At 48.0% G+C, this 13,863-nt stretch carries 4 protein-coding genes; all 4 read left to right on the top strand.

The annotated features are described in order from the left end of the window. Positions 1-610: 610 nt before the first annotated feature. The 4 genes from QUB11_RS12930 to QUB11_RS12915 all read left to right on the top strand — a co-directional run bounded on the left by QUB11_RS12930 (position 611) and on the right by QUB11_RS12915 (position 13,615). Positions 611-9,253: a PAS domain S-box protein gene (locus QUB11_RS12930; protein ID WP_333203210.1), complete on the top strand. Its 8,643-nt coding sequence runs from the start codon at positions 611-613 to the stop codon at positions 9,251-9,253. Between the two features lie 3 nt (positions 9,254-9,256). Next, positions 9,257-10,333 carry a response regulator gene (locus tag QUB11_RS12925; RefSeq protein ID WP_333203212.1) on the top strand — a complete coding sequence of 359 codons (1,077 nt, stop codon included), beginning with the start codon at positions 9,257-9,259 and terminating at the stop codon, positions 10,331-10,333. 56 nt (positions 10,334-10,389) lie between these two features. Next, entirely contained in the window at positions 10,390-11,523 is a 1,134-nt protein-coding gene (locus QUB11_RS12920; protein ID WP_333203214.1) for a hybrid sensor histidine kinase/response regulator, read from the top strand. 448 nt (positions 11,524-11,971) lie between these two features. Further along, entirely contained in the window at positions 11,972-13,615 is a 1,644-nt protein-coding gene (locus tag QUB11_RS12915) for a GTP-binding protein (RefSeq protein WP_333203216.1), read from the top strand. The last annotated feature ends 248 nt before the right edge of the window (positions 13,616-13,863 follow it).

The following is a 13,863-nucleotide window of genomic DNA, read 5'->3' as shown; positions in this document are numbered from 1 at the left end:
TTTTCTCCTGGCTCCTGACTCCTGACTCCTAACTCGAATTTCTAGCGGAGGGCGGCTTTCATTGAGATGCTCTCTCTTGTAGAATAAGGTTTAACCTAGCTCTTTCAAGCCTTCTAATTTTCAAGTAATTCGCTTAGAAAATACCAGAGTTTTTGTTCATTGCTTAATCCCACTACACGAGATATTGCTGGTAGTGTTTTACGCTTCATATTAGAAAATTCCCACATGAAAGTAATTAAAAGTCTCACAAGTTCTCACTTATGGAAATAGTATTTGGTAGGCTTTGTATAAATCACAGTAATCGTCGATCCTCAACAAATTTTATCGTTACGGCGGGTTCTCCGAGCTTCAACATAGTCGTAAAGGGTTTACGGCACTTTCTATTTTTATGATCTCAGGAAAGTGATGAAAGAGCGTTACCTTAGAGTCGCCGAATTTCCCTAACTAATTTTATGCAGGAGCCAACAGTAAGTAAATATAATATTTAGAGAATAATGTCGTGCACCTAAGTAACTATTCTCGTTAGTATGGCTGACGCCAGGCTAGGCTATCAGCTCATGTGTTTAAGGCGAAGTGTAAAAAAAAATCAGCAATAAAACCCTATAAACTCATGTTCATGCGTACTACGGCTCTCACTCTAATAGAACTCAGGACTGCGATCGTCCGGGAACCCTTGGTGGTTTCGCCCGATACGACGGTGATGGATGCGATCGCCCAAATGAGCGGCGTGCGATCGCTCTGCAACACCGCTAGAACGGCGGATGGTCAACTCGACGACCTCCACAAGGAGGCGCGATCGAGCTGCGTGTTGGTAGTCGAAAACGAGCAATTAATCGGCGTACTGACCGAGCGAGACGTGGTGCGGCTGAGTGCCCATCAGCGTTCCTTGGAGAATTTGGTGCTCCGGGAGGTGATGGCACACCCCGTCGTCACCCTCCGCGAGTCCGCCTTCACCGATTTATTTTTTGCGATTAATCTGCTCCTGCAGCACCACATTCGCCATTTGCCCATCGTGGACGAGCTCGATCGCCTAGTGGGCCTAGTGACTCACGAAAGTCTGCGCCAAATATCTCGACCGATCGACCTGCTGCGGTTGCGTATCGTAGCAGAAGTGATGACCCGCGAAGTGATTTGTGCTGCGCCAGATTGTTCCCTACTGGCGATCGCCCAACTTATGGCAGAGCATCGCGTCAGTTCCGTGATGATTGTGCACCCAGGCGGAATCTCTGCTGAACCGCTACAAATTCCTGTGGGGATTCTCACCGAGCGGGATATTGTGCAATTTCAGACATTGGGCTTGAACCTGGAAACCTGTCTAGCTCAGGCGGTAATGAGTACGCCGATTTTTGGCGTTAGATCCGACGATTCGCTCTGGACTGTGCAGCAGATCATGGAGCAGCGATCGATCCGTCGGTTGGCGGTGACGGGGGAGCTAGGAGAACTATTAGGCATCGTCACCCAGAGCAGTTTGCTGCAAGCCCTCAACCCGCTGGAGCTATACAAGCTGGCCCAGAAGTGGGAAGAGAAGGTGGTGCGCCTAGAGGCGGAAAAGGTGGCGCTGCTGGCAAATCGCAACCTTGAGCTCCAGCAACAGGTGGAAGCTCGGACAGCCGCTCTCAACACCAAGGTACAACGAGAGAAATTACTCGCAGACTTGGCCACCCAAATTCGCTCGTCCCTAAGCCTGCAAACGATTTTGGATACGACTGTGCAGCAGGTGCGGCAAGTGCTCGGCTGCGATCGCGTCAATATTTGGCGGTTTGAAGCCAATAGGGAAATCATTGTCGTGGCAGAATCCACCGACTCGTCCCTGTCTATGTTGGGCCAACGGGTCAATGAGACCTGCTATAAGCAAGACAATCCTGAGATTTATCGTCAGGGATATGTTCGCGTCGTACCAGATATCTCCACAGCCAACATATCAGACTGTCATCGGCAGATGCTGATCCGCCTCCAGACACAAGCCAAAATGGTGGTGCCGCTACTGTGTGGCGATGAGTTATGGGGCTTGCTCAATGCCAGCGAAAGCCAACACCCCCGCGACTGGCAACCGGAAGAAGTTGAACTGATACAAGCCTTATCAGTGCATCTGGCGATCGCCATTGGGCAAGCCACGATCCACCAAAAATTGCAGAATGAACTGGTAAAGCGACAGCGGATCGAAGCCACCCTGAGCGAGAGCGAACAACGCTACGCCTCCCTTGCCGCCGCCGCTCCGGTGGGGATTTTTCGCACCGATGCCGAGGGGCTATGTACCTATGTCAACGATCGCTACTTTCAGATCAGCGGACTCACAACAGGAGCCACTATCGGACAGGGATGGCAACAAGGAGTGCACCCCGACGATCGCGATTGGGTCATTGCCCAATGGGAACAATTCATTCAAGGTAACGACTCTTTTGAACTCGAATATCGCTTTCAACGTCCCGACGGTGAAGTAACGTGGGTTTATGGGCTGTGCGTCGCCGAACTCGATGCCAATGGACATCGGATCGGCTATATAGGCACCATTACCGACATTAGCGATCGCAAACGAACTGAAGTCCGCCTGCAAGAAAGCGAAGAACGCTACGCCAGCCTAGTGGAAGCCGTACCAGTGGGGATTTTCCGCGCCGATGCTAGGGGTAAGTGCATCTATGTTAACGATCGCTGGTTTCAGATCAGCGGACTCACCCCAAAAACCGCTTTCGGGGAAGGATGGCAACAAGGGCTACACCCCGACGATCGCGATCAGGTCATCGCCGAATGGGAGCAATTCATTCAAGGAAATCGCTCTTTCCAACTCGAATACCGCTTTCAACGTCCCGACGGTGCTGTGGCTTGGGTATATGGGCAGTCCGTTCCCGAACTGGATGCAGACGGGCAAGTAGTCGGCTATGTAGGAACTACTACAGACATTAGCGATCGCAAACTTGCCGAAACCGCCCTGATCCAGAGCGAAGCCCACAGCCGAGCCATATTAGCAGCAGTTCCCGACTTCATGTTTCGCATCGGTGCCGATGGTATTTATCGGGGGAGCGTGACAGCCAATCGTCAGCTCGACTTTCTCGGCGGTACAGATTTCGATACCCCAGGTGTGGCGATGGTGGATATGATCTCAGGAGAAATTGCGACGCGACATCTACACCACCTAGAACAAGCCTTACGGACAGGAGAACTGCAAGTTTATGAACAGCAGGTGCACATTGGCCCACGCCTGAAATATGAAGAGGTCAGAGTTGTCAAGAGTGGCGAAGATGAAGCCTTGTTTATGATTCGAGACGTTACGGCTCGCAAACAGGCTGAGCGACAACTCTACCAACTAAACCAACAGCTAGAAGCAAAAGTTGAAGAACGCACCCAAGAGCTTTGGCAAGTCAACAGCCTGCAACGCGCCATCCTCGATTGTGCTGATTACTCCATCATCTCCGTAGACCCAACTGGCATCATCCAGACCTTTAATGCCGCAGCCGAAAGGATGCTCGGTTACAGTGCAGCAGAAGTGGTCGGCAAAGCTACGCCCGCACTCATCCACGATGCAAATGAGGTAATTGACCGGGCATCATCACTCTCTGCTGAACTAGGGCAAAATATTCCTCCCGGCTTTGAGCTTTTTGTTGCCAAAGTACGCCAAGGTATTGTCAGCGAAGAAGAGTGGAGCTATATCCGTAAAGATGGTTCTCGATTTCCTGTGTCGCTATCCATCAGCACCCTCAAGGATGTCAATCAACAAATTATCGGCTTTTTAGGCATCGCCAAAGATATTAGCGATCGCAAACGTGCAGAAGCAGAACTACAGACAGTATCGGATCGCCTCGCTTTGGCGCTCAAATCAGGGGCGATCGGTTGTTGGGACTTCGATCTTGTACAAAACACCGTCTTTTGGGATGAGCGGATGTACGAACTGTACGGTGTCACAAAACAATCTCATTCCCCTCTGCCTTACGACATTTGGGCAAACCGACTACATCCCGAAGACCGCACCGCCACCGAAACATTGCTCCAACAAGCCCTCTTAGGACAAGCAGAATTTGATACCGAGTTTCGAGTGTTGCATCCCGATGGTAGCCTCCACTTTATTAAAGCCTATGGTGTCGTCGTGCCAGATGCCCAAGGCAATCCCCAGAGCATGATTGGGGTCAACTTTGATATTAGCAGAGGCAAACAGGCTGAACTCCAACGACAGCAGTTAATTCAAGAATTATCAGCCTTTAAACAGGCCTTGGATCAGTCTGCAATTGTGGTCATCACCGATCGCCAAGGGGTGATCTCCTACGTCAACGATCCCTTCTGTGCAATCTCTGGCTACTCCCGCGATGAACTCATGGGAAAAACCCATCGCCTAGTCAACTCTGGCTATCATCCCCCTGCATTTTTCCAAGACCTGTGGCAGACCATTACTAGCGGTCATGTTTGGCGCGGTGAAATTTGCAACCAGGCAAAAAACGGTAGCCTGTACTGGGTTGCTAGCACCATTGTCCCCTTTTTGGACGAAGGCGGGCGACCTTTTCAGTATCTAGCCATTCGCTTCGACATTACCGATCGCAAGTTTGCCGAAGCAACGCTTCGGCAGGAAAATACTTTCCGTCAACAAATTGTAGAAAACATGACTGAAGGGCTGTGCGTTTTCTATGAAGTTGAGGAGTTTCCATTTGTCCGCTTCACAGTCTGGAATCAGCAAATGCAAACAATTACGGGTTACACCTTAGAAGAAATTAACCGTCTGGGGTGGTATCACAGCTTGTACCTGAATAATCAAGAATCTCAAAAACAGACGATTGCCGACCTGAAAAAGATACGACAAGGGGGCAACTTAATCGCCGTGGAAAGGGAAATCCGGCGCCCAGATGGACAGTGCCGCACTATCTCCTTTTCCACTTCTATCCTATTGATGGATGATGAACATCTCTATGTGCTTGGCCTGATCCAAGACATTACCGATCGCCAACAGACAGAGCTAGAAAATCGCCTTTTGAAAGAACGCCTCGAATTTCTTCTGGCATCGAGCCCCGCCATGATCTATAGCTGTAAGCCCTATGGCGACTATGGAGCAACCTTCATGAGCAAAAATATCGAAGCCATTTTGGGCTACAAACCAGAAGAGTTTTTATCGGAATCTGGCTTCTGGGCTAACCATATTCACCCAGAAGATGCCCCTAGGGTTTTTGCACATTTATCGGCTCTCTTTGAACACAACACTCATCAGCATGAATATCGATTTTTGCATCGCGATGGTCACTACGTTTGGCTACGGGATGAGCTGCGTCTGCTGCGAGATGAAGAAGGCACGCCAATCGAGATTGTTGGCTATTTTGCAGATATTAGCGATGTCAAACAAACCGAAGAAACCCTAAAACGACAACTGGCAGCAATTGAGGCGGCGATCGACGGCATTGCCATTATGCAAGGAGATACCTACCTCTATTTGAATCAAGCCCATCTAGAATTGTTTGGCTACGAACATCCCCAAGAACTGGTGGGCAAAACCTGGAAACTTTTGTATTCCCAACACGAGTTAGAACGGTTTGAGCGGGAAGTCTTGCCGGTGCTGATGCGCGATCGCGCTTGGGAGGGAGAGGCGCTCGCCACCCGCAAAGATGGCTCTACCTTTGCCGAAGGGCTATCCCTCACCCTCACAGAGGATGGATTATTCATTTGTGTATGCCGGGATATCAGCGATCGCAAACAGATCGAAGCCCAATTAGCAGAGAGTGAAGCTAAATTCCGGCGGCTGGTAGAAGGGGCTAATGATTTGATCTGGTCATGTGAACCCGATGGGATGCTCACTTATTTGTCACCGCAATTCAAGACCATGTTTGGCTGGGACGAGAGTGAATGGATGGGTAAGTCGTTTATATCTCTGGTGCATCCAGACGATCGTCCTTTGGTGGTTACTGATTATCGGGAGAATATCAAAGTTGGTAAAAAGTCAAGTGATTATGAGTTCCGACAGCGCCACCGAGATGGCAATTATGTCTGGGTCAGAAGCAGCGCCACACCTGTTATAAATGCTGAAGGGGAATTGATTAGCATCCAGGGAATTTTATCGGATATCAGCGATCGCAAACAAGCTGAACTCGCCATGGAAAGCAGCGAAATGCGCTTCCGCCGAGTCTTTGAGTCCAGTGTGAGCGGCATGATGTTTGCCGATTTTCAGGGGAACATAATCGATGCCAACGATCGCTTCTTAGAGATGGTTGGCTACACTAGGGAGGAACTAAATGCTGGGATGATTCATTGGGATGCCATGACGCCGCCCGAATATGCCCACGCTGATGTTGTAGCGATGGAGCGCCTGATGCAGGAGGGCGCGATCGATTCCTTGGAAAAGGAATACTACCGTAAGGATGGCAGCCGGATTTCTGTGCTGATCGGAGCCGCACTTCTTCCAGGCTCAGAGGATCAAACTATTTGTGTATTAGTAGATATCAGTGATCGCAAACAGGCCCAGAAGGCTTTGCAAGAATCTCAGCAGTTTCTGCAAACGGTACTCGATACCATCCCGCTTTCGGTGTTTTGGAAGAATCGAGAGTCGGTTTTTTTAGGATGCAATCAGCAGTTTGCCAAAACTCTAGGCTTGCCATCTACGACCGAAAGTATAGGTAAAAGAGATTTAGATATTTGCCAGAAAGAAGTGGAGGCGAACGAGTATTGTGCGATGGATCGGCGGTTAATCGAAACGGGTGAAGCTATATTAGGGATCGAAGAAACGCTAACCCTACCCAATGGTAAACCAATATTTCTCGAAACCCACAAGGCTCCCCTGCGAGACTGCTCAGGTAATATTATTGGTCTGGTAGGCACGTTTCAGGATATCACCCATCGCAAAGAAGCCGAAGCGAGATTGCAACAACAAGCAAAACAGGAACGTTTGCTGGGAGCGATTACTAAACGGATGCGATCGTCTCTGCATCTCGACGAGATTCTCAATAGCACTGTTGAGGAAATCCATCAGGTATTGCAATCAGACAGAACGCTGGTTTATCGGGTTTTTCCTGAAGGGACGGGGGCTGTCATTGCTGAATCTGTTTCGCCAAATAGGCTTAAGCTTCTGGATATCCTCTTCCCAGAAGAGGTTTTCCCCGAAGAGAACTACGATCGCTATATCCAAGGAAAAGTGTATGCCCTCAACGATAGGGAAGATGAAAACGAGTCAATCTTACCCTGCTTGGTTGAATTCCTCGCAGAAATCCAGGTCAGAGCTAAACTCGTAGTTCCAATTATTCTGAATCAAACCCTCTGGGGGTTGCTGATTGTTCACCAATGCGATATGCCGCGCCAATGGCAAAACTGGGAAATCAATTTACTTAAACAAATTGCTAACCAATTAGCGATCGCCATTCAGCAATCTTACCTCTACGAACAGGTGCAATCAGAGCTGGCTATCCGCAAGGAAACAGAAAAGGCGATCGCTTTACAACTGCAACGGCAGCGAACTTTGGGAGCGATCGCCCAGCAAATTCGCGAATCGTTGGATATTAAGGAAATTTTGGCGACTGTGACACAGCAAGTCAAAGAAATCTTGCAAGGCGATCGAATCATCGTAATCCGGCTATTTGGCAATGGCAGAAGTCAAATAGTTGAAGAATCTGTGTTGACCGAGTTTCCCGCGCTCAAAAACCTTCACTGGGACGACCAACTGTGGTCTCAAGAAATCCTCAACCACTATTCCCAGGGCAAGCCCCGTATCGTCCCGGATATAATGACCGATATGGGGACTAATTGCTTGGTGGAATACGCAAGCGTTGGTCAAGTCAAGTCCAAAATGGTTGCACCTATCCTGCAAGAAGTCCGAAGCAGCGAAAGCCATAGAGGGGTTGCCCCTGGCCCAACCAACAAGCTCTGGGGGGCTTTAGTCGTCCATGCTTGCCGAGAAAAACGAGTATGGCAAGAGTCTGAAGCGCAACTCCTGCAACAAATTGCTAACCAGTTGGCGATAGCGGTTCAACAAGCTAGCCTATTTGAGCAGTTGCAGCAAGAACTCACCGAACGGCAACAAGCCCAGCAGCAACTCACCGAGCGCAACGAACAACTGGCAGTCTCTAACCAAGAACTGGCCCGTGCTACCCGCCTCAAAGACGAATTCCTCGCCAACATGAGCCACGAACTCCGCACCCCCCTCAACGCCATTCTGGGCATGAGCGAGGGGCTACAAGAGCAAGTCTTTGGCATCGTCAATGAACAACAAATCAAAGCTTTACAAACCATCGATCGCAGTAGCTCTCACTTGCTAGAGTTAATCAACGACATTTTGGATGTCGCCAAAATTGAATCGGGTCAAATGGATCTCGATTGCACCCCAGTTTCCATCAATCATCTCTGTCAATCCAGTCTGGCATTTATCAAACAACAAGCCCTACAAAAACGCATCCAGCTAGAGATTAAAGTGCCACTCAATCTGCCCGACATATTGATTGATGAACGGCGGATGCGCCAAGTATTGATCAACCTGCTCAATAACGCGGTAAAATTCACTCCTAACGGAGGACGCATCACCCTAGAAGTGAGCGCCGGGCCGCGCCGGGCAGACCCAGATTCTGCCGATTCCCCACCCCATTTTTGGGTCAAAGAGACTCTGCGAATTGCCGTCATCGATACAGGTATTGGTATTGCCCCAGAACATATCAACAAACTGTTTCAGCCCTTTATCCAAATCGATGGCGCCCTGAATCGTCAATATCAGGGGACAGGCTTGGGGCTTGCCCTGGTGAAACGCATTGTCGAACTCCACGGCGGGCAGGTGTTGCTCACCAGCGAGGTGGGTGTAGGAAGTTGCTTCACGATCGAATTCGAGGGCAGGCACGGGGGCACGGCCCCTACTGGTGCGCCATCCTCTGTTGACCTGGAATCTCAGACCGAAGCCCGCATCGAACCCAGTCAGACCGAACAGCAGGAAGGCTCTCCCTTAATCTTGGTGGCGGAAGACAACGAAGCCAATATCAGTACGGTGTCGAGCTACCTGAGAGCTAAAGGCTATCGCATTCTCTTGGCTAAGAATGGAGAGGAGGCGATCGCCCTGGCCAAGTCACAAAACCCCAATCTAATTTTGATGGACATTCAAATGCCTGGTATGGATGGTCTAGAAGCTATGGAGCAGATTCGCCTCGATCCTAGGTTAGTCGATGTGCCGATCGTTGCCTTAACTGCCTTAGCTATGACTGCCGATCGCGATCGTTGTCTTGCCGCCGGAGCCAATGATTACCTCACAAAACCCGTTAAGCTGAAGCAATTGGCAAGCACTATTCAACACCTTTTAACTTCCCTGGCAAGATAATTCATGAATGTACCATCTGTTTTGATCGTTGACGACGATCCCAATAATTTTGATGTGATTGAAACTCTCTTGAACGAGCAGGATTATCAATTGCATTACGCGGCCACCGGCCAAGAAGCGATCGCATCCCTCAACATATTTGATCCGGATCTTATTTTGCTGGATGTGATGATGCCAGGAATAGATGGCATCGAAGTTTGTCGGCAAATCAAAGCCATGCCAAAATGGCAAGCCGTTCCCATCATTATGGTGACAGCATTAAACTCAAAATCCGACCTTGCCCATTGTCTCACTGCCGGCGCTGACGATTTCATTAGTAAACCTGTAAATGCTATTGAACTACGTGCCAGAGTTCACTGTATGCTGCGAATTAAGCACCAGTATGACGACCTGCAAAGCTTACTCAAATTGCGGGAAGATATGGTTAAAATGGTAGTCCACGATTTACGCAATCCCCTGGCTGGTATCTTGCTTGGCTTGGAAATCCTAAAAAGCGTAGAGTATCCTAGAGAACAACAACAAAGGCAACTGGATATAATTTACTCGTCAGCACAAGCAATACAGCTATTAATTGATGATTTATTGCAAATTGCTTTACTAGAATCCGGTAAAAGTCGTCTCAATTACACAGAGGTTTATCTGTGCGATCTCGTAAAGTCTGCTCTATCAAATTTTGAAGCGATCGCTGCTCAAAAAAATCAGTCGCTGGTCGCTCAATTACCAGAAAAAAACAGTAAAAAAGTCTCCGTTGATGCCACCATGATACATCGAATGCTGGATAATCTCCTCTCGAATGCCATTAAGTTTTCCCCACCCAATAGTCAAATCATAGTGAATGTAGAATTCCTCACATCGGGCAAGGCCAAAATCCAGGTTATAGACTCTGGACCCGGTGTTTCTGATACATTGAGGCACAAAATTTTTGAGAAATACGAGATTGGAAATCTGATGTCGGATGTCTCTCAAATAGGGTTGGGTTTAGCTTTCTGCAAAATGGTCGTTGAGGCACATCGGGGCGAAATTTGTGTCAAAAACAACCAACCACAAGGTGCCATTTTTGAAATCACTTTGGCAGCATAGCTGACGAGTATCAGATGAAATTATAAAATTTTTACATTATTGAAATGGTGGCAATTATGTTTCAATTTTCTATTTTAATTGTTGATGATGAGCCGGATAACTTTGATGTGATTGAAACCCTGTTATCAGAGCAGGATTATCAATTGCATTATGCTGCCAGCGGGCAAGAAGCGATCGCATCCCTCGACATATTTGATCCCGATCTTATTTTGCTGGATGTGATGATGCCGGGAATAGACGGCATCGAGATTTGTCGGCAAATCAAAGCCATGTCAAAATGGCAAGCCGTTCCCATCATTATGGTGACAGCATTAAACTCAAAATCCGACCTTGCCTATTGTCTAACTGCCGGAGCCGACGACTTCATCAGTAAACCTGTAAATGCTATTGAACTGCGTGCTCGCGTGCATTCAATGCTCAGAATCAAGCAACAGTATGATAATATCCAGAACTTATACCACATCCAAGAAAATACCATCAGTGTCTTGGAAAGCACCCTCAATGAGCTGCGTGGCAACTTAGCTTCTACTCTATCCCACGAACTGAATACGCCCCTCAATGGCATCTTAGGCACGATCGGGTTGCTCAAGGACGATATCGAAAACATGGATATCGCCCAAATCCGTGAGATCCTAGGCTGGGCCCATGACTCTGCCCGTCGCCTAGAAAAATTAACGAAAAAATTCCTGATTTATTTAGGATTAGAACTATCGGCAAGTCAACAGCATAAGATCGAATCTGGCCAAGCTCAATTTTCAGCTTGCGCCATTGAAGCCCAGTTGAAATACCATGCTCAGAAGGTCAACCGTAGCAACGATCTGTTGTTAACGCTTGAGGAAGCGGAGATCGCTCTATCAGACCGATATCTATCAACGATTCTCCATGAATTAATTGATAATGCACTGAAATTCTCCTCACCAGAGACAACTATTAAAGTTAGTAGTCAAGTCCTAGGGGAGATGCTACATTTATCTGTACATGACTCGGGGCAGGGCATGACAGAGGAGCAAATTGCTAAAATTGGTGCCTTCATGCAGTTTGAGCGCAAGAAGTATGAGCAGCAGGGCAGCGGTATCGGCTTAAAAATTGTCATGAAAATTGTCGAACTGGCAGGAGGAGAGTTCTCAATTACCAGTATCTATAAAAAGGAAACAACGGTACATCTCACTCTGCCAATTGTCCGCAATTAGCAGGAGTTTTTATATCAGATCGATTTTTTATGAGGCTGCATAGAATGCGATCCCCCCTAGCCCCCCTTAATAAGGGGGGGACAAGATTCTTTTCAAAGTCAACCCCTACTCCCCTTCTTAAGGGGGATTTAGGGGGATCGAGATATGTGCAACTTCACATTAAATTGGTATCATATCGATTCCGGTTGCACCGTCCGTGATTGTTGACTATCGTGCAAGCGACAATTGCAGATTCCGGCGCGATCGCACTTTATCTGCACCCGCTACCACTAAAACCCCGCAAATCGCGCCCGCAGTGCGACAGAATCGGGATTTGCGGGTTCGCGCAGTACAATCGGGCGCTTCGCCATTTTAGACTTTAGATTTTAGATTTTAGATTTGCAATGACTGATGACTATCGGCGTAATGTAAAAATCAAAGCAGAACCCTTTTATTTGCCGCTTTCCTCATGCCTTTGCCGCGCCTGTTAACCTTAATTGCTGCTTTCTGCCTCACCCTGGGGCTGATTATTGGGCTGGTGAGTTCCTTAACAGGGCTTTACAGTCAAGTTGCGTGGTCTGCTTCTCCGCTGCTGGCTAATTTGCTGATTTTCCTGATAATTGTACTTTTGGGAACCCTAATTTTTGCGCTAGTTTACTATTTTAGGCTGCTGCAACGCCCTCAGAAAGTTAAGGGAAAACGGCCGATTACTCCGAAGATTCCTGTTGTGAAAAGTGAAGCTGCTTCGGAAAATCTTAAAGCAATTCGGCAACAAGTCGATCGCATTCAAGATGAAGTAGCGCGGCAAGCTTTGCTGTTGAGAGCCCGCGAAATTGAAGCTAGCATGGCTCGTGGCAGCGTTCGAGTAGTTGTTTTCGGCACCGGTTCTGCGGGCAAAACTTCCGCTGTGAATGCGTTGGTGGGGCGGATGGCGGGACAGGTGGGTGCGCCGATGGGAACTACCGAAGTTGGGGAAACTTACACTCTTTCATTGAAAGGAATCGATCGAGAATTAGCAATTACCGATACCCCAGGCATCTTGGAAGCGGGAGTTGCGGGAACATATAGAGAGGAATTGGCGAGGCAGTTGGCGGCGAGGGCAGATTTGATCTTATTTGTTTTGGACGGCGATTTGCGAAAATCCGAGTACGAACCGCTGCGGACTTTGGCGGAAATTGGCAAAAGGTCGATCGTGGTTTTTAATAAAGTTGACCTTTATCCCGACACCGACAGAGATGAAATTCTCACTAGGCTGCGGCAGCGAGTCAAAGGTTTTGTATCAGCAATGGATGTAGTTGCCATTAGCGCCAATCCGCAAAAAGTTGTACTAGAAGACGGCACAATTTTTCAGCCAGACCCGGATATTATGCCATTAATTCGGCGCGTCGCTGCGATTTTGCGAGCCGAAGGCGAAGACTTAATTGCGGATAATATTTTGCTGCAATCTCAGCACTTAGGAGACCAAGCGCGCAAGTTAATTGACGCTCAAAGAAGGCGGCAAGCTGATAAAGTAGTAGAGCGCTTTCAGTGGATCGGAGCCGGAGTAATTGCCGTAACGCCTTTGCCAGTTGTGGATTTACTGGCGACAGCAGCAGTTAACGCTCAAATGGTAGTAGAAATTGCCAAAATTTACGGTTGCGAATTAAATATCGATCGCGCCAAAGAATTGGCATTGTCTCTAGCAAAAACCCTAGCCAGTTTGGGAATAGTTGAAGGTGTAATTCAAGTAGTGTCAAGGGCCTTGCAGTTAAGCGTAGCGGGCTTTGTACTTGGCAAAGCAATTCAAGCAGTCAGCGCGGCTTATTTAACCAGAATTGCTGGTAAAAGTTTTATTGAATATTTCCGCCATGACCAAGATTGGGGCGATGGTGGCATCACCGAAGTTGTGCAAAGGCAGTTTCAGTTAAATCGGAAAGACGAGTTTGTCAAAGCATTTGTCAAAGATGCGATCGCCCGCGTTGTCGAACCTCTGAACATTTATCAGCAAGAATCGGAACCCGAATTAGAAATGTCAGCGGAATTGGAAGCAGAAATAGAACCCGAACCCTTGTATCCGCAGCCACAACAAGACGATTGGGAAACTTACAGCAACAAACGAAACGATGAGTGGTAATTAGTCATTAGTCATTAGTCATTAGTCGTTAGTCATTGTATCATGTCCGCTGCCACAAATGTAAATCCAGTCGGGGCGGGTTTCACCAACAATCTTTCATTCATAGGAGTTACGCTCATCAACCGGCTTGCTCTGAAAAATTTATGTCTATTTAATAGTCTTGGATGCACTTGCGACCTCAGAAACCCGGTTTCTTCGGAGATTTTTCGTTCCGAATCGAAAAAAATCGGAAAAACCGGGTTTCTCAC

It is taken from the genome of Microcoleus sp. B6-A1, from assembly GCF_036705085.1.
In the GTDB taxonomy this organism is placed as follows: domain Bacteria; phylum Cyanobacteriota; class Cyanobacteriia; order Cyanobacteriales; family Microcoleaceae; genus Microcoleus.
This window is presented reverse-complemented; position numbering and strand designations above follow the sequence as displayed.

Excerpts from the sequence above, each read along its gene's own strand:
- QUB11_RS12920 (WP_333203214.1), top strand. The coding sequence starts at position 10,390 with ATGTTTCAATTTTCTATTTTAATTGTTGATGATGAGCCGGATAACTTT.
- QUB11_RS12930 (WP_333203210.1), top strand. The coding sequence starts at position 611 with ATGTTCATGCGTACTACGGCTCTCACTCTAATAGAACTCAGGACTGCG.
- QUB11_RS12915 (WP_333203216.1), top strand. The coding sequence starts at position 11,972 with ATGCCTTTGCCGCGCCTGTTAACCTTAATTGCTGCTTTCTGCCTCACC.
- QUB11_RS12925 (WP_333203212.1), top strand. The coding sequence starts at position 9,257 with ATGAATGTACCATCTGTTTTGATCGTTGACGACGATCCCAATAATTTT.